A 22,893-nucleotide genomic window follows, 5' to 3' on the forward strand; every position below is an offset into this window, starting at 1 on the left:
ATGATCGTAGGGGGCGGCAGCCAAGCCATCAACGAATCTCTCCCACCCCAATCCCCACCCGCCGCAACTGCTCAGCCGCCACCGGCCGCGCCAGGAAAAACCCCTGCCCCCGATCACACCCGATCTCACGCAGGAACTGCACCTGCTCCGCCTGTTCCACGCCTTCAGCCACCACCGTCAGCCCAAGCGAATGCGCCATCGCCACCATTGCGCGCAGGATCGTTCCATCCCGGCGGCGTCCATCGATCGCGGCGAGAAACGACCGATCCACCTTCAACATATCCACAGGCAAGGTCTGCAGATAGATGAACGAGGAATAGCCCGTACCGAAATCATCGATGGCAAGGCTCACGCCACGCTGCGCCAGTTCGTCCAGCAGCGATTCAGTCACGCCATTGCCGGTCATGGCCATGCTTTCGACCAGTTCGAGCAGCAGCCGCGACGGCGGCACGCCGGCATCGCTGAGGATGGTGGTCAGGTCATGCAGGAACTGCGCGTGACGGCATTGCCGGGCGGAGAGGTTGACGGCGATCCGGCCGAATTCGAAGCCCTCATCCATCCAGATGCGCGCCTGCCTGCAGGCTTCGCGCAGGACCCACGCGCCGATCGGCACGATCAGTGCGGATTCCTCGGCCGTGGTGATGAACGCGCCCGGCGCCAGCAGCCCGCGTGTCGGATGCTGCCAGCGCAGCAGCGCTTCCACGCTGACGATGTCCCCGCTGCGCAAATCGAAGACCGGCTGGTAGTGCAGGCGAAATTCCCCTGCAGCCAACGCGTTGCGCAGCTCGCTTTCCAGCGTGATCCGCTCCATCGACGACGATGTCATCTGCGTGGCGAAGAAGCGGAAGTTGTTTTTGCCTTCTTCCTTGGCCTCGTACATGGCGCGGTCGGCCTGCATCAGCAGCTGCTTGCGATCGATGCCGTCGTCGGGGTAGATGCTGATGCCGATGCTCGGCGTTACGAATACGGTGCGGCCGTGCGCATCGATCGGTTGACCGACCACGTTCAGCAATGCCTGCGCAATCTGCGCGACGTGCCGGATGTCTTCGACATCTTCGATAATCACCGTGAATTCGTCGCCGCCCAGGCGCGCCACGGTATCGCTTTCGCGAATAGCTTCTTTGAGCCGCCGGGCAATGACTTTGAGCGCCTCGTCGCCGACGCCGTGTCCCATGGTGTCGTTGATCAGCTTGAAGCGGTCCAGGTCGATGAACATCACCGCTACGCGTCGTGCGGCACGCTTGGCGCGGGCGATGGCTTGCTTCAGGCGCTCACTGAACAGGGTTCGGTTTGGCAGCGACGTCAGGGCGTCGTGCATGGCCAGATGGTTCAAGCGCTCTTCGTCCATCCGGCGCTGCGTGATGTCCGAAAAAATCGCGGCGTAGTGCGTGCAGCGCCCGTGCTGGCCGTAGATGCCGGAGATCGACAGGTATTCCAGATAGAGTTCGCCGTTCTTGCGGCGGTTCCAGATTTCGCCCTTCCAACTGCCGTTCTCGCGCAGTTGTCGCCACAGCGACTGGTAGAACGCGGCGCTTTGCTTGCCGGAGCTCAGCATCTTGGGCGTGCGGCCGATGGCCTCGGCCTGCGCATAGCCGGTCAGATGCGTGAAGGCCGGATTCACGCGTTCGATCACGCCGTTCAGGTCCGTCACCATGACGCCGTCGAGCGTGGCCTGGAACACTCGGTCGGCCAGCTTCAGGTGATAGGCGGATTCGAGCAGTGCCTCATCGCGCTCGCGCAGCGCGATTTGCAGTTCGTGCACGTACTCGTATTCGATATTGCTGAGGATGTCGGCCAGGCTCAGCAGCCCGACCAACCCGCCCACATCGTCGAGCACGCCGACATGGCGGATGCGGTTTTCAACCAGCACCTGCCGCGCGGCGTAGAGGCTTTGGGATCGGGTCAGCGAACGCAGTGGACGTGTCGCATGGAATGCAACGGTGTCGCCTAGCGCATTGGCGGCGGCCAGCCGGACGATATCGCGTTCGGTCAGGATGCCGTACTCATCGCCCGCGTAGCGAATGACGATGGCGCTCAGGCCGCCGGCACGCATGGAATGCATGGCGTCGAATAGCCTGGTCGTCGGCGCGATCATGACGGGCTGAGGCAACTTGACCGAGTCGATCGCCTTGGTGCGCAGGAAGAACTCCGCGCCGTGGCTCATGACGAGATCGGTCTGCGTCAGCATGCCGAGCGGGCGATCAGCGTCGTCGACGACGAGACAATGGCGGATGCCCTGGTTCTTGAAGTGCACGACCGCATCGCCGAGGCGCGTGGACCCGGGCAGCGACAATACGGGGTGGCTCATCAGCGCGCTGATGGGCCTGGTCAGCGCATCGGAAGCTTCGCCGAGTGCCAACGCGTCGCGTTCGGTCCAAATGCCGACCGCCCGCCCTTGGTCCATCACCACGATCGAGCTGCAGCGGCGCTCCGCCATCCGGGCAACGACCTCGCCGACCGGCGTCAGCGGCGCGCACTCCAGCGTCGATGTCGATACCAGACGTTCGATCTCGATATCCAAGGTGTGATGCGGCATGTCGCTCCCTAACCCGTGTGTCCTTGTTGTTGTTCACCTTGCCCGACAGCGCTCGCCAGAATAGTGGCGCCGTCCGTCGCCACTGTTGACGCAGATCAAGGTGCAAATATTGGGGCGTCGGAGGAAGCGGTGGGTGTGGGGCGGATAAAACAGTGCCCGCTGTACCTGTTGTCTCCGGATTGCGGAGCGGTACAGCGGGCGCGCCTGAAAGTGCCGGCATTTTGCCGGCATGGTGCCAGTGGTGGCGAGCGATTATCGGCGTGCGCCGTGGCGCGTGAAGCCAACCTGACCGGGCTTGCGGTTTGCAGCGAATCCGTTCTCGGCCAGCGTCTCATCCGCGCTGTCATAGAACGTGCCGATCTTGTAGATCTCGCGCGCTTCCTTGCCGTTGGCGATGTCGCGGCCAAACTCGCGTGACATGCGCACGAGCTGCTCGATCTGCTCGACGGTGCCCATCTTCCGGTCGCGGCGCTGAGTCCAGATGTTGTCCTCGATGCCGCAGCGCACATGCAGGCCCAGGGAGATCGCCATCATGTTCAGCGGCAGCACGTTGAGCATGGAGGTTTCCAGCGTCAGCACCGAGCCGTTCGGACAGGCACGCACGAAGTTCGCCAGGTTGTAGAGGTTTGGCGCTTCAAAGCCGCCGCCGATGGCCACCCACGTCAGGATCAGCGGCACATTGCAGGTGCCTCTTCGCATCATGCGCTCCACCGTTTCGAGCTGCGCGATGGTGGCGAGCTGGAAGTGCGTCTGAATGCCATTGCTGCTCAGGCGGCGGATGTGTTCCTCCACCCACTCCGGCCCGGCGGGAATGGTCATCTCGCGATACGCGCGATAATTCGCCGGCTCGGCCAGCGAGGTGCCGGCAACGTCCGCCGGGCACATCTGCTCGACCACGTTCATCTGGTTGGTGTTGATGGCAATCGTCACCTGGTCCGGCGTTGGCTTCAGCTCGGCGAGCATGTGGCGTGTATCGTCCGACAGCCACTTGGCAACGTCGCCTTCGCTCTCGGGCGCAAACGAGATCGAGCCGCCAACCTGCAGGATCATGTCGGGCACGCGGGCACGGATGCCGGCCAGCAGTTCATTGAACTTGGACAAGCGCTTGGAGCCCTTGCCGTCCGCTTCACGCACATGCACGTGCAGCACGGTGGCGCCGGCGTTGTAGCAATCCACCGCCTTCTGGATCTGTGCCTCCATCGATACCGGGATATCTTCCGGAAAATCGGCGGGCATCCATTCCGGGCCGTAAGGCGCGGCGGTAATAACTAGCTTCTGCTGGTTCTCGGGGAACAGCGAGCCGTCGATGAAATCCATGTCTGTCTCCTGGGCTAAATGGTTCAGGCCAATGCGGTTTCGGGTGTGCGGGCCTTGATGTCGCGCTCGCCAATGCCAAAGGGCTTGTCGCCGATGATGGCGGCGCGCTCCATCTTGCGATGGCATGGCGCGTAGTCCATCACCGCGTAGTGCTGCGTGCTGCGGTTGTCCCAGATCGCCATGCTGTTGGGCTTCCAGCGCCAGCGGACCTGATATTCGGGGATGAACGCCTGCGATACGAGGTAACGCAGCAAGTCAGCGCCGCCGGGGTTGTAGTCCTGGCCATAACGCACGTGTGCCGCGGTGTGGAAGTTGGTGAAGTGCGTTGTGAAGGCGTTGACGAAGAGGACCTTCTCACCGGTCTCGGGATGGATGCGCACCACCGGATGTTCCGGGTCCGGATACTGCTCCTTCAACGCGAGGCGCTTTTCAATCGGCATGGCGGCGCCGAAGCTTGCCTCGATGCTGTGGCGGGCACGCAGGCCGGCAATCTCCGTCTTCACATGCGCGGGCAAGTTCTCGTAGGCGAGCACCATGTTCGCCCACATGGTGTCGGCGCCGACCGCGGGGCCTTCCACGCAGCGCAGCACGCAACCCATGGGCGGTGCTTCGCGCCAGGTCGCGTCGGTGTGCCACGCGTTCTCGTAGCGGTCCATCGGCTGGTCGGGCTGTTTGTAGATCTGCACCAGGCCCGGATATTGCGGATGGCTGCCCGCGACCGGGTGGTCCTCTAGCTGGCCGAACCGTTCGGCAAACGCGACATGCTCGGCGCGGGAGATGTCCTGGTCGCGCAGAAACAGTACCTTGTGCTGCAGCAGCGCGGCGCGGATCTCGGCGAACAGGTCGTCGTCATGGATGGCATCGGCCAGGTTCAGGCCAACGAGTTCGGCGCCAATGCTGGCGGTCAGTGGCTCTACGCGCATCTCAGGCCTCCGGTCCGTTCATGAGGAAAGCCGGGCTTGCCGGAGCTGCCGAACCCGACGACTGCGGGAAGCGGCGCCTTGCAAGGCGATGGGAAATGCTGGTTTTGTTCACGCTTTGTCTCCTGCCGTGTGGATTGGGATCAATCAACGCATGGGCGTCGGAACAAAATTACTGTTCGCGACAGGGCAGGACTTGTCTTTGCATGCCAAACGCCTCGCGTTTGATGCCAGCGTTGGAGGCAGGACTAGGGGGGGTTGATCGCCGTCAAACTCTGGGGCTGACGGCGAGGCGCGCGGGCGCGCGGTGAGGGCTCTATCTTGGTGGAGCAGGAGGCCGAAGACGGCTCTCCTGTCGCCAAGCCTTAATACTCTCGCAAGATCCAGCTGCTGATGGAGGCAAAGTATTCGCGCAGCCACGCATTGAAGCGCAGGTACAAAGGCGTCGCGGCGCCTACGCCGAAGATCTGGCTGAAACCGGCCTTGCGTGCGATGCCTACGGCGCGCCGCACGTGGAAATCGCTGGTGACCACGACGATCGGTCCGTCGGCATCGACGTTCTGCGCCTCCAGCAGCTGTCGGCTGAAGACAAGGTTCTCCTCGGTGCTGGTGCTGCGGCCCTCCCGAATCAGCCGGTCAGCCGCCACGCCACGCGCGACGAGGTAGTCAGCCATGATGTCCGCCTCGGTGCAGTGCCGGCCGAAGTCCGGTCCGCCGCTGACTACGACTTTCGCCGCCGGCAATCGCCGGGCTTGTATCAGGCCTTGCTCCAGTCGTGCAGTCAACGCCGGCGACGCGTGGCAATCAGGCGTACCGGACCCAAGAACGATGATGGCCTGGATCGGCACGCCTGTCGGCACGGACACGCTCAGGCCGCTGCGAATGCCGTGGAAGAAGACACCTACCGTCACGAGCCACACGGCGAACGCTGTCCAGAGCGCACGCCATAGCAACTGTCTGCGTGGATTGGCCAAACGCCAGCATGCGACGCGATGCCAACACAACGCGAGCAGCAGGAATGCAAGGCCGATGCTGCCCGGTAGCACGATGCCGAAGTTGAACAATCCGATGCTCATCAACCCGACGGCGTCTCCAAGAAGTATGGAGCCGGTCAAGGCGAGGACTGCACGCTTCCAAACGACCAGTCTGCCGCGCGGTGAAGTGGGTCTGTTTGCTTCTTGCATGGTGAATGACATCGGAGTTTTCTGGCGTGGTCGTGCCGGTGCATCGAGCCGGGGAGCACCCGGGCCTGTCTCTCGCGGACAGCGGCAAATGCGTGCGGAGGGTGAGCATAGCAAACGATCCGGGCGCAACCCGCGTAGCGGCAGGTTCGTTCCAACCCCACTGAAGCATGGCCTTCGGAGGGTTGGCATGTGCATGATCGGCCACTACCATCGACGCGCGGGTCGCTGCCTTGACCACGTTCCCTGATCGCGCACCGCCTCGATGGCAGACGGAGCCGCGTGATCAAGTTTTCACGATGGATGCCGATACTGACGTGGCGCAACGTTGCGCCCGTGGCGGGAGGTGGCAAGGCGTTTCAGAAAACAAAGGTCGATGCATAACGAAAACAAGACAACGGTGAGCGGCTCAAGCCGCTCGACACGAACGACAGCAAGGGCGAACACACGCACCACCTGGCGATGGACAAGCCTGGCGGTTGCCTGCTCGATGGTGACCGGATGCGCAACCGCACCGGGCGGCTACCTGAAGGAAACCTTCGCCAGCGACGACCCTTGCTCTAACAACGCCCGCAATATCGGGATCACCGCAGGCGCTATCGCGGGCGCTGTGCTGGGCAACGTGGTGTCGAGCAACAAGAAGGTTGGAACGCTGCTTGGAGCCGGTGTGGGTGCCGCGCTTGGCGGACTGATCGGTGCGGATATGGATCGCCGCCGTTGCGAGCTGTCGCGCATTGCGAAGAAGCACGGGCTGGATGTCACGATGGTGGACATTGCGGCGGACGGCAGTGCGATGGAGCCTGCCAATCGCGCAAGCGAACAAGGCGGCATCGGCCTGTCCGCTTCGGTACGGGATTCCGGTGCCGGCGCCAATGGCCAGTTTGCGTCCGGGTCCAGCGTATTGACGCCGGAGGCCCGGGTAGCATTCACCGAAATTGCACAGCAATACGCCTATCCGGTCCAGTCCAGGCAACTCGGTCCGCAGTCCACTCCGCAAGACCGGCAGGCCGTTGAGGGGTTGAAGTCGCGACGTATTCTGCTGATCGGTCATACCGACGACACCGGCAGTTCTCGGCTCAACGCCGACCTGTCCGAGCAGCGTGCGCGTGCCGTTGCGGCATTGTTCCGCGATGCGGGCGTCGCCGAGTCGCAGTTGTACTACCAGGGTGCGGGGGAAACCATGCCGCTGGCAGACAATCGTGACGAGGCAGGGCGTGCGAAGAATCGCCGCGTCGAGATCGTCGACGTCACCGACGAGGCTGCGTTTGCCAAATATCTCGCGGCGCGCAGGCCCAATGTGGCGTTCTACCGCGAATCGGCAAGCGATCCGTCGCAGTCCGGCAGAGACAATATCGCGGTGAGCGCTCCGCGTGCGAAGTCGGCATCAAGTGCTCGCGCCAGCGGGCAGGCAAAGGCGCAATCTCCTGTGCGTACCGCTTCCGCCAATTCGCGCCAGAACGAGTCAGGCGGCGATGTGGCAAAGGCTCCGGCTGGCGAAAGGCCAGTTGCCACCGCTTCCCCGGCGCCGGCGACAACGTCGAAGCCAAATGTCGAGACGTCGACGCGGACCGTGCGCGCACCGTCGATCGATTTCGGCGGTACGCCCTCCGGTCGCAGTGCAATGATGCCGGACCTCGGCAAGCTGGATCGCTCTGGTGGCCTTTCATTGATTTCATCGGCCGTCGCGGATACCCCGCTGGCCCGTTGCGACCAGGACCGGCCGCGCGAATCACGAGCCGTGAAGGCGCTGAGCGATGACAAGGCCTATCGCACTGCTGACTACATGCCCGGCTTGTACAACACGATCTGGACCGATACCGTCAATGGCCATCTGGTCGCACTCAAGGGTGTGGCGGTATTGCGTGACGGCGGTGCGCCGGCGCGCCGCCCGGAAGTGCTCGTCTATCGCGACTACCACGATTCAAAGCAGATCGCCGACTTGCGCACCGAAGCCCAGGTGAATACCTACCGTGGCGACAAGGGCCTGCTCTATCGCGTCTTCGTCAACAAGGCGCCGCTGCAATGCCTGGACATCGTGATTCCCCACGCGTCACCTGACCACGCGCAGGGCTCGTGGCTGCGCTACGACAAGGACGGCAACGGCTACTCCGCCGCATTCAACCCGCGCATGGCCGGCGGCGGCAAGACCTGATCAACAACAACCAAGAAAAAAGACGATGAGTCACTGGATCAACGATAACCTTGCGGCGCTGAACTCGGCGCTCGCACTTGCTGTGTTGCTGATTGTGTATCTCGGCAACAAGTTTCGGATCGACTTCGCATTGATGAACCTGTGGTACGGCTTGCCGCTGATCGGCAAGATCGCGCGGCTCTCGCGCGATACCACGCGCTATGCCAAGGACAAGTCCTGGACGTTGTCGGAACGTACGCTGTGCGACGACTACAAGCAGTTCATTCACTTCACCACCGAGGACGAGTTCAACAAGCGCCTGAACTATCTCTCCAAGGCACACGATCTGGGTCGTTCCCCGACGCCGGGCTGGATGATGGGGCTGCTGTGCGTGCTGGTGCTGGCGGAAGGCCTTGGCTTCTCGTACATGCTCGGCACATGGATGGCGGGAGAAGGCGGCAGCGAGAACGCACGACAGTTGCTGATGTGGGCCATCGTATTCGTGCTATGCGTCATCTTCGTGTTCGTGATGCATAGCGCTGGCCATCAGCTCTATCGTAGCAACCTGATCGCCAAGGCGGACTCGGAGTGGCGTGGAGAAGGCCAGCCCGGAAAATTTGCCAGCCACAACGTCAAGCTGAACGACCCGCAGAACAAGGATGACGCCGAGCCGGAGTACAAGCAATGCGTGAACCGCGTCGGCACCAGCCGCAGCTACTTCATGGTTGGTGTGGCAGTGGTGATTATCGTGTTTGTATCGGTCCTCTCAACTGTGATGCGGGTCAAGCATCTGGAGGCCGAGCGTACGGCGCAGACCGCGCTGGTTGTGGAAGGGCCGAGCGCTGGCAATCCGTTCGACAAGCTTGGGCAGGCATTGCCTGCGGAGCTGATGCAGGAGCAGCAGAAGGCTGATGACAAGGCTAAGTCCGATGGTCGCTCTGCTTATACCGACGAAGGTCTTGCCGCGTTCCTGATGCTCGCGTTCATCTTTGCGATTACGCAGCTGGTCGGCATTGCCGGCGGATACAAATGGGGATTTGCAGGAAAGGAAAGCAAGGCCGCCTATCGCGGTACGCGCGGCTTCTCCACCTATGACGACTACCTGGCGTTCTTTACGCCGCTGATGCAGGTGGCGCAATCGAAGCTGCAGACGCTGCAGCAGAAGATGAGCGAGCGTCGCGCCAACGACGGGCTCCGGCTGGAACACACGTTTGACGACTACCTGATGGAATCGCGTGAGTCGCGCACGCGCGTGGCGGCAGCCCGCAACGCGCCGCAGGCGGACGTCGCTCCTGCTGCGCAGAGCCAGCCCGCGATGGATGCGGCCAGCGTGCTTGCGCGTATCGACGCCATGACAGCCGAAGGCCGCAAGGCGGATGCCGTGGCGCTGCTGCAGGACTTGCCGGACAGTGTCCGCAATGAAGTCACCGCACGTCTTGCCGAACGCAAGGCAGCGCAGGAGCAGGTCCGCAAGGACGAAGAAGAACGCAACAAGGAGGCCGAACGTGCACGCCTTGAAGCCCTGCTCTGATTTGGCTGGCTCACGTGCCGCCGGCCTCGGCAGGCGGTGCGTCGCGTGGCTTGCGGTTGCGGTTGCGGCCGCCATGCTTTGCGGGTCCGCATTCGCCGCACAAGACATGCCGAGTTGCTACGCCGCCAACCAACTCGCCAGGCCGGCAGCCGTGGAGCGCGCGGTGTTCGTGATGATCGACCAGACCACGGTCCTGGACGACAAGCTGGCTGCGGAACTGGGCAGGCATCTCCAGAGCCTGCTGCGTCCGGGCACGACGTTCCGCGTCTACAGCTTCTCGGCGTATGCGCAAGGGCGCTATCTGCAGCAGTTGACGGCAGGGATGCTGGAGATGCCGTTGACGGACCAGTCCATCCGCGACGCCACCGCGGTCAAAACGCTGAAGAGCTTTGACGCATGCCTGAAGTCGCAATACGCATACGGTACGAGGCTGGTGGCTGAGTCAGTGCGGGAAGCGCTGCAAGGTACCAGTGAAGCGTTGGCGCGATCCGATGTCCTGGCAAGCGTTGCCGCGGTATCGCAGGTAGTGCGGGACGTGGCGGCGCAGCAGAAGACGGTGCTGATCGTCTCGGACATGCTGGAAAACTCGTCGATCTCCAGCTTCTATAGCCAGGAACGCATGCGGCAGATCGATCCCACGCAAGAACTGCGCAAGGTCGAGAAAGCAAATCTCCGGGCGGATTTTGGTGGCGCGTCCATCTATGTGATGGGCGCGGGCATCGTTCCGGAACCGAAGAGCGCGCGGAACGCGGCGGCCTCATATCGTTCGCCGCAGAGCGTTGAGGCGCTTCGGACATTCTGGGATGGGTTCTTTGATCGAAGCAATGCCAGGTTGGCGGGCTTTGGGGCACCCGCATTGCTGACGCCAATTCGCTAGCCTGCAACGAGCGTCGCAAACGCCGCCTGCGGGCGGCGTTGTTCTTTGATTTTGCAGGTGTCATGCACCATGCTTACTCATACCGCCCACGCTCTCAGGAGACCCGCCATGAAAGTCCTGATCGTCCTCACCTCACACGACCAACTCGGCAACACCGGCGAGAAAACCGGCTTCTGGCTCGAAGAACTCGCCGCGCCGTACTATGTGCTGAAAGATGCCGGCGTCAATGTCACGCTGGCATCCGTGAAAGGCGGCCAACCGCCACTCGATCCCAAGAGCAACGACCCCTCGTTCCAGACACCCGCGACGCGGCGCTTCGAAGATGATGCCGACGCGAAAGCCGCCTTGTCATCGACGCAGAAACTCTCCGAAGTATCGGCAGGCGACTACGACGCCGTGTTCTATCCCGGTGGCCACGGTCCAATGTGGGATCTGGCGGAGAACGCGGACTCCAAAGCGCTGATCGAAGCGACGTTTGCCAGTGGCAAGCCGGTTGCATTGGTATGCCATGCGCCGGGCGTACTGCGCCACGTGAAAGCGCAGGACGGCAGCCCACTGGTCAAGGGCAAGAACGTTACGGGATTCACGAACAGCGAGGAGGAGGCCGTCGGCCTGACTGAAGTGGTTCCGTTCCTCGTCGAAGACATGCTGAAGGCGAACGGCGCGAATTACTCCAAGGCCGGCGACTGGCAGCCGTATGTGGTGACGGATGGATTGCTGATCACCGGTCAGAATCCGGCGTCGTCGGATGCCGCTGCCAATGCGCTGCTGACGATGCTGAAGCATCGCGGGGGCGGGAAAGGCTGATCGGCACCGGACGATGGTGGCGCATTGCGAGTCGTCTATCGATCAGGCGACCGCTGCGACAGTAGCCACAGCATCGTGCTGACTGCCTCGGTCTTGGAACGCGTGCTGGTCTTGTCGTAGATGGCGCGAAGCTGTGTGCGAACGGTGTTGACCGAGACGCCTGCCGTAGCTGCGTATTCGTCAGGCGCCTTGCCGGCGATCAGCTCTTCGGCAACGGCGGCCTCCGCTGTCGACAAGCCGAAGGCCTGCTGCAGTTGTCTGGCGGTCACCAGTGGCTCCGATCCGCGCTGCCTGGCGGTGACGAGAATCGTTGCATCGCCAAATACCGCACGCGCTTCCTGGCCTGGGACGAAAGTGACGTTGAGGAACGTGTCTGGGGGCGCGCCCGTTGCGGGTCGCAGCGCCAGGCTGACACCCTGGCGTGTCTTTGCGACGTGCCCGATCGTCTTCTGCAGCGTGGCATCCTGATCGGCGTGCACAGCGGCCAGGCGGCCGTGCCGCAGTCTCACGCAGAGGGTCTGGCGCAGCATGCGCTCCGCTGCCACATTGGTAAAGACAACGCGCGAATGCCGGTCCAGCGCGAAAACCGCAAGGCCGAGCTGTTCCATCAGTTCGGTGCCGAGCGCGGCGTCGCGATGCAGGATGCGCGTGTCCTGCCATAGATTGATCGAGCGCTGCATGTGGCCGACCATACTGTTTGCAGCAGCACGCTCTTCGGCGGTATAGGGCGGCCGGTCCGGTGCACGGAGCATGCCCAGCAGAATATCGTTGCTGTCTGGGCGGGCCAGGCGCGCACCCATCAGGTAGCGCACGCCGGAGGGAATCTGATAATCCTGAAAGAACTCGCTGCGCGCGATGTCCCGTTCCGTCAGGTGCTCATCGCAAAAGACGAGCTGGCCAACGTTTGCCTGTTCGACAAACCGGCGTCGCGGATCCAAGGCCCCGTAATACTGGTCGTAGCGCTCGATCACCTCGTCCCATCTGACATCGGGCGTATAGATGGAGAGTTGCGGTGCATTACGCACGGAATCCCAGCTGAACATATGGAAGACATTGGCTCCCAACGCTTCGGCGACAGTTTGAAATACCTCGAGAAAACCGTCGCGCTGAGCCGCGGACTCGTAAAGGTCCCCGATAAGATGATCGACTCGCAAGATGCCCTCGTCCCCCGAGCGTGGCATTCCGTTGGATGCCCGCCTCTTATTCCGATTTTTTGAGCGCTTGGTTTTTTGCGCAGGCTATCACAGGCCTCTGGCAGCGTTGTCGAGACCCCTGCTTAAGTTGGGTGTTGATAGGCCGCAAACGAAAATAGGACATGACCGACGTATTACGATGTGCTGCAATGGAGTGCATAGTCTGGGCCCGGAATCAATACACCCCGGGCAGCATTTTCCACGTCTTCGCACGATACGCTTCATATTCGGCGCCGAACTGCGAACGCAGTAACGCTTCCTCTGCGTGGATGCGTGCCACGAGCGGCGGGATCATCAGCATCGTCAGAACGATGCCCACGCCAGAACGGAATCCGAGTACCCATCCCAGCGAGCTGACTACAAGGCCGAGATAACTGGGATGGCGGATCACGCCATAGAGACCGGTTGTCACCAGCGTGTGTCCTGGCTGGATCGCCACCAGCCCGCTGAAACGCCTGCCCAGGATGAAAACGGGCACCAGCCGCAGCACGCCGCCGGCCGCATACACGAACACGCCGAACCAGCGCATGGCATCGCCGTCGAGGGTCCAGAAGTCGATACGGTCATTCCAGGCTGGTACAAAGCCGGAGAGCAGGCCGAGTACGCCGAATGCGGCCAGAACCCAGCGGTTGCCACGGTCTTCGCGTTCCCCGCTGCTGATATTGCCGCCCGAGAAGATGGCGGCGACGGCCAGCGCCATCGTCACTACGGCCAGCGCCGTGCGCGCCGGATGCGCGAAGAAGGGGCCGATGCCGCCCCAGCCGAGAATCGGCAACGCCAGGTAGGCAAGGGTGCCCGCGAGCGTGAAAAAAGCCATGCCGGGTGTGACGCGCATGGAAGCCTCCGCCTGCAGCGTGGTTCACATTCGATAGCCTAACGCTTTGCGGCGGCGGACGTGCGAGGGGCAGGGCGCGCGGGCGTGGTTCAATACATCCTTTGCGCGCATCCTCTGCGCATTTCCCAGCTTGTCAGCCATGCCTCTCATCGATCTCAAAGACCTCCAGCAAGCCGCCATCGATTTCGGCGAGGCGCGCGGCTGGGGCAAATATCACAGCCCCAAGAATCTGGCCATGGCGCTCAGCGTGGAAGTGGCCGAACTTGTGGAAATCTTCCAATGGCAGACCGAGGAGCAGTCGCGCGGCATCATGGCGACCGATGAGCGCGAGCATGTGGAGCAGGAGCTTGCGGATATCACCATCTACCTGACACAGCTCGTGACGGCGCTGGGTGTGGACCTCGATGCGGCGGTGCGAGCGAAGATGGAGATGAATGCGAAGAAGTATCCGGTGAAGAAGGCGGAGTCCTGATCCTGCTGCCGGACGCGGTATAGGGGCTGACTTATCGATGGGATAAATATAGTTTCGTGTATCCCGCGCAGCGAAAATAGATCAACGATATAGTTTTGCGGAGAATCGGCGGGCCGTCGCCCGCCGCCTCCACCGCAGAGGCTACTTCCCGGCCTGAATCTCCCGCCCATTCACAGCCTGCACCGGCCGCGCATTCATGCTGTACAGCTTCCTGAACGCCGCAAGCTGCTTCTGCGAGATCGACACGGGCGTCTTCATCACGACCCATCGGACATCTTCGCTGCAAGGCGGCGTGGTCAGCGAGCCGATGAACGTGTAGTTGTCGCGGTTGGCGGGCAGCAGCGCGCCGACGTCGATCGTGCCATCGACCGCATGCTTGGCACCTGCCTTGCCCGGCAGCGCCGCGAACACCGGTTGCAAGGCGGCATTGGTCTTGCCCGTGCGGAACAGCACGGCGATCACCGCAAGCTTGCCGTCGGCGCTCTTGTGCACGAGGTGCGCTACCAACGGATAGGACTTGCCGTCGATTCTCTCTTCGCTCGGCGTGTGGAAGTGGAACTGCGCGAGCTTGTACTCGACGCCATCGATGGTGAGCGCGCCGCCGTTGGCCGGCTCGACCTGGATGGTGTGGCCGTTGTTGATCACTTCGGCGCTGGCCGGCGCATAGGCCAGGCTAACCGGTTGCGCCGTGGTGCCGGTCACCTTGCGCGTTTCGATGTTGATCGGCGACTGGCGTTGTCCGGTGCCGCAAACGGCGTAGTCGGATTCAAGGCCGGCCCAGTGGCTTGCGCCGGTCTTGCCCTGGTAGGTCCAGTGCGGAGCTTCTGCGGCGCTGGCAAGTGTCGTGCAGAACAGTGTGCCCAATGCTGCAAACGCAATGCGTGTCTTCATCTTGATTGTCACCGTTGTGGTTATGCGGGATAGGCGCAGGCCGCGCGATTGGCGGGCCGTTCCCATGGCTCCGAAACGCTGCCGGAAGACTGCAGTTGACCGGCAGACTGCATCAAACCGTCTCATTGGACTGCGCAAGTGTAGCGGGCGATATGGGCGTGCCTTGCAGTGACCATGACGCTGATATGAATGAGGTGCCACAAACAAAAACGGGCGGCCTCGCTGGGCCGCCCGGGCGCACGATGCGCACCCAAGTACCACGAAAGAATCAGCTGCCGCGATACGTGCCGAAGCTCCACGGCGAGCACAGCAGCGGCACGTGGTAGTGCTGTGCCGCCTCAGCAATGGTGAAGCGCACGGGCACGATGTCCGCGAACACGTCGGGTGTCTTGAAGTAGTCCGCGACCCAGAAGCGCAGCTCGAAGTCGCCGGTGCGCGCCTGCGTGGCGGGCAACATCGGCGTATCGGTGCGTCCGTCGCTGTTGGTGCGCGCGCGGGCGATGAGCTTCGGGGGTTGCGTGCCCATGTCGAACAGTTCGATCTGCATGCCCGAAACGGGCTTGCCGAGCGATACGTCGAGTACGTGGGTGCTGATGCCTGCCATGATCGGTCTCCTTGTCAGCAAGCCGGCGGCATCAGCTGCCGCGGTAGTAGTTGTAGCTCCACGGCCCGAACAGCACGGGCAGGTGGATGCGCTGGCTGGCGTCGGTCACGCGGAACCGCAGCGGGATCTTCGACAGGAACAGCGGCTGCGGCAGATTGGCCTTGCGCGCGGCGAAGTACTCATCGACGTGCAGCAGCAGTTCGTAGGTGCCGGTGCGATAGGCGTCGCCAATCAGCAGCGGCGGTTCGCTGCGGCCATTGGCAGCGAGCGTGACCGTCTGCATGTGGCGTGGCTGGCCGTTCTCGATGCGATACATCTCCACGCGCATGCCGGCGGCAGGTGTGCCGTGCCAGGTGTCGAGCGCATGCATGGTCAGGCGCGGGCTCAGGCCGCCTTGCTGCACAGGGCCTGTGGTCTGGTTGGGCGCGGTCTCTGCCAGCGCGCTGCCGGCGAGCAGGGTGCCACCACCCAGCGTGAGCGATTGCAATGCGAAGCGGCGGCGGCTGGCGTCGAAATCCGGATCTTGGTCGTTGCGCATATCAGGCCTCGCGCTTGTTGCGGAGTTGGCGGATGCCGACCACGACCAGCACCGCAGCCAGGATTTCGATGACGGCCACCAGGTACAGGCCGGTGTTGACCTTGCCGGTCGATGTCTTGATCAGCCCCATCACGTACGGAGCACCGAAGCCGGCGAGGTTGGAGACCGAGTTGATGAGCGCCACGCCTACCGCCGCGGCGCTGCCCGCCAGGTACCGGTTGGGCAACTGCCAGAACACGGGGATCGCGCTCATGGTGCCGACCAGTGCAGCGGTCATGGCGAGCAGGGCGATCACGGGCGACAGCGCATTCATGCCAAGCAGCACGGCAAGCAAGGCCATCGTTACGCCGCCGGTCAGCGCCGCGCCGCTGAAATGCCAGCGCACTTCATTGCGGCGGTCCGAGTGCGCACCGTTGGCGATCATGCCGATAGCGCCGCACAGGTAGGCCACTGCTGCGATCCAGCCAACGGCCATCGGCGTGGTGAAGCCGACGTCCTTGATGATGGTCGGGATCCAGAACGTCAGCGTGGAATTCGCGCACAGCAGGCAGAAGTAGATCGCGATCAGCAGCCACACCTTGGGGGTGGTGAAGACGCTGCGCCAGTCGTGGCCGCGCTCGCCCATGGCGGCGTTGTCGCGCTTGAGCGCGTCGTGCACCACGCGCTTCTCGCCGTCGGTCAGCCATTGCGCTTGCTCCGGCTTGTCGGTCATGTAGAACCATGCGAACACGCCGGCCAGCACGGACGGGACGCCTTCGATGACGAACAGCCACTGCCAGCCGTGCATGCCATGCACGCCGCTCATCGACGTCATGATCCAGCCGGCCAGCGGGCCGCCGAGCACGCCGGCGATGGCGGACGCCGACATGAACGTGCCGAACGCCCGGGCGCGCCGCTCTGACGGGTACCAGTACGTCAGGTACAGGATCACGCCCGGATAAAAGCCCGCTTCGAACGCGCCAAGCAGGAAGCGCAGGATGTAGAACTGCGTGGGCGTGGTGACGAAGGTCTGCAGCATGCAGATCACGCCCCAGCAGATGGTGATGCGCATGATGGTTTTCTTCGCGCCGATCTTCTGCAGCAGCATGTTCGACGGCACTTCGAACAGGAAGTAGCCGATGAAGAAGATGCCGGCGCCGAGCCCGTACACCGCCTCGCTGAACTGCAGCGCATCGAGCATCTGCAGCTTGGCAAAGCCAATGTTCACGCGGTCCAGCCAGGCCAGCACCCACAGCACGCCCAGGAAGGGCAGCAGGCGCCAGGACACCTTGCGGTAGACGCTCGCTTCCGCGTCGTCCGCCGCGCCGGCGAAGATCGGCACGCCTTGTTTCGTGATAGACATGGTGTCTCCTGTCTTGTCGGTTTGCATCGTGCGGCCGGGGCCCCGAAGGTGGTCCGGCGGCCGCCGTCCGTTTGGTTGGAAGCAAGTATAGGAACGGCCAGACAAGGCGGAACGGGAGTGCTGGTATAGGCTCTATAGCAGCCTCGATATGGGGCGGAAAGCCTTATGGGACGCGGGTTTGCGGGCGTTCGAGAAGCCCGGTTTCAGACCTATGGATTACCCTAGCCCGCCGGTTTCTGAACTGTTAAGCGGACAGCGAATTCACTGGCCCGCCACGGTATGCGGGTTCGACCGCGTTGCCCTGCGGTGCGCGACACGCTACAAAGTCGGCATTGGCGAACACCGTGGCGCGGCAATTGCGTCGCCCGCTGCGCCCGGCCGCCATCCTCGCTCAGGACTTCACCATGATCCGCGCCGACGACCCCTTCGACACCTACCTGCTGCGCGTGTTGTGCATCCTGATTGCCGAACAGAGCGTGTCGCGCACGGCCATCCGTCTGAACCAGTCGCAGCCGGCGATCAGCTCGGCGCTCAAGCGGCTGCGCGCCATCTTCAACGACCCGCTGCTCACGCGCGAGAAGAATGTGATGGTGCCGACCGAGCGCGCATTGCAGCTCGCGCGCAACGCACAGGCTGCACTTAGCGCGCTCGACAACCTGCTGGTGTCGGACGACCGCTTCGATCCCGCCACGACCGAACAGAGTTTTACCGTGGCGATGCCGGACTACCTGGCGCCGCCGTTCTTCGCGCACGTGGTGCGCGAGTTCCGCCGCGCGGCGCCGCATGCACGGTTGTCGGCCGTACCCTTGAGCGCAACGTTCGACTATGAACAGGCCTTGTCGGAAGGCGCCGCGGATATCGTCATCGGCAACTGGCCCAACCCGCCGGAACACCTGCACCTGTCGGTATTGCTCGAGGACGAAGTGGTCTGCGTGGTCGCGCCGGACAGCGTGCACAACCAGCCCGGCAAGTTCACGCCGCAGGCTTATCTCGGCGCAGCGCATATCGTGCCCACGCCCTATTCACGCGACCAGCGCGGGCTCGTCGATTCGGGACTCAGCACGATGCGCGTGCATCGGGACAACCGCGTGAGTTGCCCGTACTTCAACCTCGCGCCGAGTCTGATCCCCGGCACCGACCTGATCCTGACTACGGGCCGCCACTTTGCCAACTATCACGCACAACACGTGCCGCTGGCGGTGCTGAGGCCGCCGATCGAATTCCCGTTCATGCGCTTCTATCAGCTCTGGCATCCGTCGCGCCACCGCTCGGCTGCGCATATGTGGCTGCGCGGCATGCTGACGGCAGCCTCGCAGGAATTGCGGGATCTGCGCGACATGCAGCGAACGTAGCGCGTGCGGCAATATCGGATTCTGTTATGCGACCTATAGGGCAGCGGGCCTCGCCGCTGCCGTGGGTGCTTCCTATACTCGGCCCGTATTCGACGTTCACAACGTCCACAACGTCCACGCCTTGCCAACGCGGCGGGCCTTACGGGAGAGCAGTCCATGTCACAGTCAATCGATCTCGCGCCGGTCAACGCGCTGGACCAGGCGGGCTTTGCGCGCGTGTTCGGCAGCGTGTTCGAACACTTTCCGCAGGCCGCGGCAGGGGCCTGGTCGCAGCGCCCGTTTGCATCGGTGGCGGCGCTGCATGAGGCGATGATGGACGTGGTACGCAATCTCGACGACAAGGGCCAGCGCGATTTCTTGAACCTGCACCCGTTGCTGTCCGGCGCCAACATCCGCGCAGGCACGATGACGGCGGATTCGAACGCGGAGCAGAAGAGCGCTGGATTGGACGCGATGACGACGCAGCAGGAAGACACGCTCGATCGCATGAACACCGCGTACCTCGCGCGCCATGGTTTCCCATTCATCATCTGCGTGCGGCATTACACGCGTGAAGGGATTTTTGCGCAGCTGGAGCGCCGCGTCGATCGCAGCACACCGGTGGAGCTTGAAGAGGCGCTGGCGCAGATCGCGGCGATTACGCGCGGGCGCCTCAACGCCCGGCTCAATACACTGGCGTCATGATTCCTGGCAGCGTGCCGGCGCAATATTGCGCGGCACGCTGCCAGTGCTCGGGAACTCAACCGAGCCTGAACTGCCCCACCGCCCCCGCCAGGCTTGCCGCCTGCGTTTGCAATGCTGCGGCGGCCGCCGTGGATTGCTCCACCAGCGCCGCGTTCTGCTGCACCATCTCGTCGAGCTGCGTCACTGCCTTGTTCACTTCGTGAATGCCGCGCGTCTGCTCGATGGCGGCCTGCGTGATTTCGGCGATGATGCTCGTCACCTTCGACACGTTGCTGACAATCTCGTGCATGGTTGCGCCGGCACGCTGCACCTGGCTCGAGCCTGTGGTCACGCTGCCCACGGTCGTTTCAATCAACGTCTTGATTTCCTTGGCGGCCTGCGCGCTGCGTTGCGCCAGTGCGCGCACCTCGCCCGCCACCACCGCGAAGCCGCGGCCCTGGTCGCCGGCGCGAGCAGCTTCGACTGCGGCATTGAGCGCGAGGATGTTGGTCTGGAACGCGATGCCTTCGATCACGTTGATGATGTCCGACACGCGCACCGATGCGCTTTCGATCTCGCCCATGGTGCCGATCACTTCGCCGATCACCACGCCGCCGCTCTCGGCCACGCGCGACGCCGCGCCAACCGATGCATTGGCCTGCTGAGCCGAGTTGGCGGACTGCGATACGGTGGCGGTGATTTCTTCCATCGACGCGGCAGTTTGCTCGAGGCTGGCCGCGGCGCTTTCGGTGCGGCGCGACAGGTCGATATTGCCGGCTGCGATTTCCTCGGACGCGGCGCGCACCGATTCGCTGGTGTCGCGGATGTCGCGCATGACGGTGCACAGCTTGTCGGCGAACGTGTTGAACGCCACGGCAATCTGGGCGACTTCATCGCGGCCGTTGGCCGGCAAGCGCTGCGTGAGGTCGCCGTCGCCGGAGCCGATCGCGCGCATCGCGTCGCGGATCTGCGACAGGCGGCGGAACGACACGGCCGTCACGGCGCCGGTGACGGCTGCGGCCACGCACGCAATCACGAGCAGCGCGACGATCGAGGCGATCAGCGTCGAACGCATGCCGGCGGTGGCTTCCGACTTGTCGAGGGCGACGATCACCATCCAGTCCGAGTTCGGGACCTCGCGTGCGCGCAGCAGCTTGGCGGTCCCGGCCACTTCCACCTCGAGCGGCTCCGCCGCGCCGGGCAGCGATGCGAGCTTGTCCGCGCCGAGCGCGGGCACGAGTTCCGACACCGGCTTGAGCGTGAGCTTGTCGTCGGGGTGCGCGACGATCAGTCCGTTCTTCGACACCAGCATGCCGAAGCTGGCCGGCGTCGGGTGGATGGCCTTGACGTTGGCGATCACGGTGTCCATGGCCACGTCGCCTGAGACAACGCCTTTCACGCCACCATCACGCACGATGGGCGCTGCGAAGGCGACCACCAGCTTGCCGCTGCCGGCATCGACATAGGGCGGCGTCACCACCGGCTTGCCTGCGCCCACGGCCTGCTTGTACCAGGGGCGGCCGGTCGGGTCATAGCCGGGCGGGATGCCAGTCGGGTTAGAGAACTTGGCGGTCTTGTCCGCGTAGCCGACGTAGACGTTGGTAAAGCCGCCGGCATCGGCAATCTGCTTGAGCGCAGCGTCGGGTTCGGGCTGCAGCACGGCGTCCTGCAGCGAGTTGATCATCTGGCTGTGCGATGCGACCCAGTCGTTGATGGCAGCGGCATGGCCGTTCTGCACGGCGGTCAGGCTGCTGTCGATGGCTTCCTGGTTGTAGCGGCGTGTGACCAGGTGGCTGAGCGCCGCGTTGAGAGCCAGGGCGACGACGACAATGGCCACGCAAAGGGCCATGATCCGGGCGCGGATGGTTGAGAACATCGGGCAGTTTCCTTCGTAGGGAATTTTTGGGGCGTCATGTGTGGGATCTCCACTGGGCAGGTAAACGGAGGCCTTCGCGACGACTTGAGCCGACCAATGCCAGTCGTCGCAAAAAAGGCGCGTGACCTCGTTAGCAGGCCATGACAGGAGCCTCCCTGTTGCCGCGACTGTCCTGAATGTTTCCGTTTGCGAATCGGCACGTTCGGTGCAGCCTTGGCGCCGAGCAACGCCATGCACGATGACGCGCTGCCATCCGGCCGTCGTTGCTCTGCGGCGCGATGGCGACTGGAATCGATGCCGAGACAGGGATTGCATCGCCATTGCAAAGCAGCAAATCGTGCGCTGCGCTGCCACGGGCAACGCGCTTTTGCCCGGACTGGCTGGATGACGGCTCATGCAAACATGGCCGTGGCGTCGCTGCGGCGAATTACAAACGCTTACAGTCGATACGCCATGCGTCACATATTCTGCGGTCATTAACAGCAACAAGCGGAGTGATACCGTGTCGGCTTCTTCTTATTCTTTTTCTTCCAGGGCAGTTCGCATCGTGGCGGTGGCCGGGGCATTCGGGCTGGCAGCATGCGGCGGCGGTGGCGATGATTCGGGCAGCGGTAGCAGCGGACAGGGAACGCTGAAGGTCTCGATGACCGATGCGCCGGCCTGCGGTTTCGACCATGTCTTTGTGACCGTCAACAAGGTGCGCGTGCATACCAGCGCCAACGCCGATCCCGGAGCTAGCGGCTGGGTCGACATCAATGTGTCGCCCGCCCGCAAGATCGACCTGTTGTCGCTGACCAACGGCGCGCTGTCCGAACTGGGGCAAACTCCGCTGCCGGCGGGCAATTACCAGCAGGTGCGGCTGGTACTCGATGCCAACACCGGCGGCGGCTCAGGGGCATTGGCCAATTCCGTGGTGCCGACCGGCGGAAGCGAGAAATCGCTGGATACACCCAGTGCGGTGCAGTCTGGCATCAAGATCAACCGTTCCTTCACCGTCGCCCCCGGCACGCTGACCGACCTCGTGCTCGATTTTGACGCCTGTAAGTCTGTGGTGACGCGCGGCAATGGCAGCTATGGCCTGAAGCCGGTGGTGACAGCCATTCCGACCGTGGTCAGCGGCGCCGTGACCGGCGTGGTGGGTTCGTCGCCGGGCGCGCGCGTCTACGCCGAGCGCAACGGCGTCGTGGTGAAGGCCACGGTGGCGGATGCCAATGGGAACTTCACGCTGTCGCCGATCGAGCAGAGCAGCACTGCCGGAGCGGTGGACGTTGTCGTCGTGCCGGGCGCGGCCAACGGCCGTGCGACAGGTATCGTGCGTAGCGTGCCGGTGGTGGCCGGCGCTAGCACCGCGATTTCGACGTCCGGCACGCCGCTGTCGTTGCCGACTTCGTCGTACCGGCGCGTTTCGGGTACCGTGACGCCGGCATCGGCCGAAGCGACGCTGCGCGCGCTGCAACTGGTCAGCGGCGGTACCTTCGAGATCGCCGCCACCGCGGCCGCGAGCGATACCGGCGCCTACAGCTTCTATGCAGCCGCGCCGGCGCTGCCGGTAGCCGCGCCGGTGATCGGCACCTACCAGGCGGCCTTGCCGATCCCGCTGCAGCCTGACAACGCGGCGGGCGGCAAGTACAGCGTGCAGGCCACCAGTTCCGCCGGTGCGGTGCAGACGCAGCCGGTGGATGTGAACAGTGCCGACGTGACCCAGAACTTCGGGTTCTGACCCGGTCAGCGCCGGGGCCCGATAGGCCGGAAGCAGGTGTAAGCCTGCTTCCGGCATTTTTTTCGACCGGTTGCGCACGCCCTCCTTGTCATTCGCCCTGGCCGCGG

19 protein-coding genes are annotated in these 22,893 nt (G+C 63.5%); 8 read left to right on the forward strand and 11 right to left on the reverse strand.

What is annotated here, in order from left to right; genetic code table 11:
• Positions 1-28: 28 nt before the first annotated feature.
• From ACIGJG_RS00105 to ACIGJG_RS00120, 4 genes are all read right to left on the reverse strand, one after another.
• Entirely contained in the window at positions 29-2,536 is a 2,508-nt protein-coding gene (locus tag ACIGJG_RS00105) for an EAL domain-containing protein (RefSeq protein WP_483672611.1), read from the reverse strand.
• 252 nt (positions 2,537-2,788) lie between these two features.
• Complete coding sequence (locus ACIGJG_RS00110; protein WP_011296210.1) at positions 2,789-3,853, reverse strand: beta-keto acid cleavage family enzyme; 1,065 nt, start codon at positions 3,851-3,853, stop codon at positions 2,789-2,791.
• A gap of 23 nt (positions 3,854-3,876) precedes the next feature.
• The gene (locus ACIGJG_RS00115) at positions 3,877-4,776 is read right to left on the reverse strand and encodes a TauD/TfdA dioxygenase family protein (RefSeq protein WP_011296211.1); all 900 of its coding nucleotides are present in this window, start codon (positions 4,774-4,776) and stop codon (positions 3,877-3,879) included.
• A gap of 362 nt (positions 4,777-5,138) precedes the next feature.
• A complete protein-coding gene (locus tag ACIGJG_RS00120; protein ID WP_483672612.1) occupies positions 5,139-5,969 on the reverse strand; it encodes a YdcF family protein in 831 nt (276 codons plus the stop codon).
• 475 nt (positions 5,970-6,444) lie between these two features.
• Between ACIGJG_RS00120 and ACIGJG_RS00125 the strand changes: the two genes are divergently transcribed.
• The 4 genes from ACIGJG_RS00125 (at position 6,445) to ACIGJG_RS00140 (ending at position 11,300) form a co-directional block, all read left to right on the forward strand.
• Positions 6,445-8,106, forward strand: a complete 1,662-nt coding sequence (locus ACIGJG_RS00125; RefSeq protein WP_483672613.1) for an OmpA family protein — start codon at positions 6,445-6,447, stop codon at positions 8,104-8,106.
• 25 nt (positions 8,107-8,131) lie between these two features.
• Positions 8,132-9,616 (forward strand): hypothetical protein, encoded by a 1,485-nt coding sequence (locus ACIGJG_RS00130; protein WP_483672614.1) that lies wholly within the window; start codon positions 8,132-8,134, stop codon positions 9,614-9,616.
• A 106-nt stretch (positions 9,617-9,722) separates the two neighbouring features.
• A complete protein-coding gene (locus tag ACIGJG_RS00135) occupies positions 9,723-10,493 on the forward strand; it encodes a hypothetical protein (protein ID WP_483672615.1) in 771 nt (256 codons plus the stop codon).
• 108 nt (positions 10,494-10,601) lie between these two features.
• Positions 10,602-11,300, forward strand: a complete 699-nt coding sequence (locus ACIGJG_RS00140) for a type 1 glutamine amidotransferase domain-containing protein (RefSeq protein WP_483672616.1) — start codon at positions 10,602-10,604, stop codon at positions 11,298-11,300.
• A 35-nt stretch (positions 11,301-11,335) separates the two neighbouring features.
• Here ACIGJG_RS00140 and ACIGJG_RS00145 read toward each other — a convergent pair whose 3' ends face one another.
• Positions 11,336-12,481 carry a helix-turn-helix transcriptional regulator gene (locus ACIGJG_RS00145; RefSeq protein ID WP_483672617.1) on the reverse strand — a complete coding sequence of 382 codons (1,146 nt, stop codon included), beginning with the start codon at positions 12,479-12,481 and terminating at the stop codon, positions 11,336-11,338.
• A 187-nt stretch (positions 12,482-12,668) separates the two neighbouring features.
• On the reverse strand, positions 12,669-13,328 hold the full coding sequence (locus ACIGJG_RS00150) for a methyltransferase family protein (protein ID WP_483672618.1): 660 nt from the start codon (positions 13,326-13,328) through the stop codon (positions 12,669-12,671).
• Positions 13,329-13,467: 139 nt separating this feature from the next.
• Between ACIGJG_RS00150 and ACIGJG_RS00155 the strand changes: the two genes are divergently transcribed.
• Entirely contained in the window at positions 13,468-13,800 is a 333-nt protein-coding gene (locus ACIGJG_RS00155) for a nucleotide pyrophosphohydrolase (RefSeq protein WP_011296219.1), read from the forward strand.
• Between the two features lie 141 nt (positions 13,801-13,941).
• Here the strand turns inward: ACIGJG_RS00155 and ACIGJG_RS00160 are convergent, their stop codons facing one another.
• From ACIGJG_RS00160 to ACIGJG_RS00175, 4 genes are all read right to left on the reverse strand, one after another.
• Entirely contained in the window at positions 13,942-14,691 is a 750-nt protein-coding gene (locus ACIGJG_RS00160; RefSeq protein WP_011296220.1) for a carbonic anhydrase, read from the reverse strand.
• 268 nt (positions 14,692-14,959) lie between these two features.
• The gene (gene uraH, locus ACIGJG_RS00165; RefSeq protein WP_181184461.1) at positions 14,960-15,295 is read right to left on the reverse strand and encodes a hydroxyisourate hydrolase; all 336 of its coding nucleotides are present in this window, start codon (positions 15,293-15,295) and stop codon (positions 14,960-14,962) included.
• Positions 15,296-15,326: 31 nt separating this feature from the next.
• Positions 15,327-15,833 carry a hydroxyisourate hydrolase gene (gene uraH, locus ACIGJG_RS00170; RefSeq protein WP_483672619.1) on the reverse strand — a complete coding sequence of 169 codons (507 nt, stop codon included), beginning with the start codon at positions 15,831-15,833 and terminating at the stop codon, positions 15,327-15,329.
• 1 nt (position 15,834) lies between these two features.
• On the reverse strand, positions 15,835-17,175 hold the full coding sequence (locus ACIGJG_RS00175) for an MFS transporter (protein WP_483672620.1): 1,341 nt from the start codon (positions 17,173-17,175) through the stop codon (positions 15,835-15,837).
• A 404-nt stretch (positions 17,176-17,579) separates the two neighbouring features.
• Here ACIGJG_RS00175 and ACIGJG_RS00180 point away from each other — a divergent pair, with 404 nt between their 5' ends.
• Together ACIGJG_RS00180 and uraD are read left to right on the forward strand one after the other, a co-directional pair.
• A complete protein-coding gene (locus tag ACIGJG_RS00180; protein WP_011296224.1) occupies positions 17,580-18,527 on the forward strand; it encodes a LysR family transcriptional regulator in 948 nt (315 codons plus the stop codon).
• Between the two features lie 156 nt (positions 18,528-18,683).
• Positions 18,684-19,211 carry a 2-oxo-4-hydroxy-4-carboxy-5-ureidoimidazoline decarboxylase gene (gene uraD, locus ACIGJG_RS00185; RefSeq protein ID WP_011296225.1) on the forward strand — a complete coding sequence of 176 codons (528 nt, stop codon included), beginning with the start codon at positions 18,684-18,686 and terminating at the stop codon, positions 19,209-19,211.
• A 55-nt stretch (positions 19,212-19,266) separates the two neighbouring features.
• On the opposite strand, the gene ACIGJG_RS00190 is transcribed toward uraD, so the two are convergent.
• Positions 19,267-21,066 (reverse strand): methyl-accepting chemotaxis protein, encoded by a 1,800-nt coding sequence (locus tag ACIGJG_RS00190; protein WP_483672621.1) that lies wholly within the window; start codon positions 21,064-21,066, stop codon positions 19,267-19,269.
• A gap of 502 nt (positions 21,067-21,568) precedes the next feature.
• Here ACIGJG_RS00190 and ACIGJG_RS00195 point away from each other — a divergent pair.
• Positions 21,569-22,786: a DUF4382 domain-containing protein gene (locus ACIGJG_RS00195; protein WP_483672622.1), complete on the forward strand. Its 1,218-nt coding sequence runs from the start codon at positions 21,569-21,571 to the stop codon at positions 22,784-22,786.
• Positions 22,787-22,893: the final 107 nt, after the last annotated feature.

The sequence above is a fragment of the Cupriavidus sp. C1SS-2L genome (assembly GCF_057073735.1).

Excerpts from the sequence above, each read along its gene's own strand:
- ACIGJG_RS00105 (WP_483672611.1), bottom strand. The coding sequence starts at position 2,536 with ATGCCGCATCACACCTTGGATATCGAGATCGAACGTCTGGTATCGACA.
- ACIGJG_RS00110 (WP_011296210.1), bottom strand. The coding sequence starts at position 3,853 with ATGGATTTCATCGACGGCTCGCTGTTCCCCGAGAACCAGCAGAAGCTA.
- ACIGJG_RS00115 (WP_011296211.1), bottom strand. The coding sequence starts at position 4,776 with ATGCGCGTAGAGCCACTGACCGCCAGCATTGGCGCCGAACTCGTTGGC.
- ACIGJG_RS00120 (WP_483672612.1), bottom strand. The coding sequence starts at position 5,969 with ATGTCATTCACCATGCAAGAAGCAAACAGACCCACTTCACCGCGCGGC.
- ACIGJG_RS00125 (WP_483672613.1), top strand. The coding sequence starts at position 6,445 with ATGGTGACCGGATGCGCAACCGCACCGGGCGGCTACCTGAAGGAAACC.
- ACIGJG_RS00130 (WP_483672614.1), top strand. The coding sequence starts at position 8,132 with ATGAGTCACTGGATCAACGATAACCTTGCGGCGCTGAACTCGGCGCTC.
- ACIGJG_RS00135 (WP_483672615.1), top strand. The coding sequence starts at position 9,723 with ATGCCGAGTTGCTACGCCGCCAACCAACTCGCCAGGCCGGCAGCCGTG.
- ACIGJG_RS00140 (WP_483672616.1), top strand. The coding sequence starts at position 10,602 with ATGAAAGTCCTGATCGTCCTCACCTCACACGACCAACTCGGCAACACC.
- ACIGJG_RS00145 (WP_483672617.1), bottom strand. The coding sequence starts at position 12,481 with ATGCCACGCTCGGGGGACGAGGGCATCTTGCGAGTCGATCATCTTATC.
- ACIGJG_RS00150 (WP_483672618.1), bottom strand. The coding sequence starts at position 13,328 with ATGCGCGTCACACCCGGCATGGCTTTTTTCACGCTCGCGGGCACCCTT.
- ACIGJG_RS00155 (WP_011296219.1), top strand. The coding sequence starts at position 13,468 with ATGCCTCTCATCGATCTCAAAGACCTCCAGCAAGCCGCCATCGATTTC.
- ACIGJG_RS00160 (WP_011296220.1), bottom strand. The coding sequence starts at position 14,691 with ATGAAGACACGCATTGCGTTTGCAGCATTGGGCACACTGTTCTGCACG.
- uraH (WP_181184461.1), bottom strand. The coding sequence starts at position 15,295 with ATGGCAGGCATCAGCACCCACGTACTCGACGTATCGCTCGGCAAGCCC.
- uraH (WP_483672619.1), bottom strand. The coding sequence starts at position 15,833 with ATGCGCAACGACCAAGATCCGGATTTCGACGCCAGCCGCCGCCGCTTC.
- ACIGJG_RS00175 (WP_483672620.1), bottom strand. The coding sequence starts at position 17,175 with ATGTCTATCACGAAACAAGGCGTGCCGATCTTCGCCGGCGCGGCGGAC.
- ACIGJG_RS00180 (WP_011296224.1), top strand. The coding sequence starts at position 17,580 with ATGATCCGCGCCGACGACCCCTTCGACACCTACCTGCTGCGCGTGTTG.
- uraD (WP_011296225.1), top strand. The coding sequence starts at position 18,684 with ATGTCACAGTCAATCGATCTCGCGCCGGTCAACGCGCTGGACCAGGCG.
- ACIGJG_RS00190 (WP_483672621.1), bottom strand. The coding sequence starts at position 21,066 with ATGTTCTCAACCATCCGCGCCCGGATCATGGCCCTTTGCGTGGCCATT.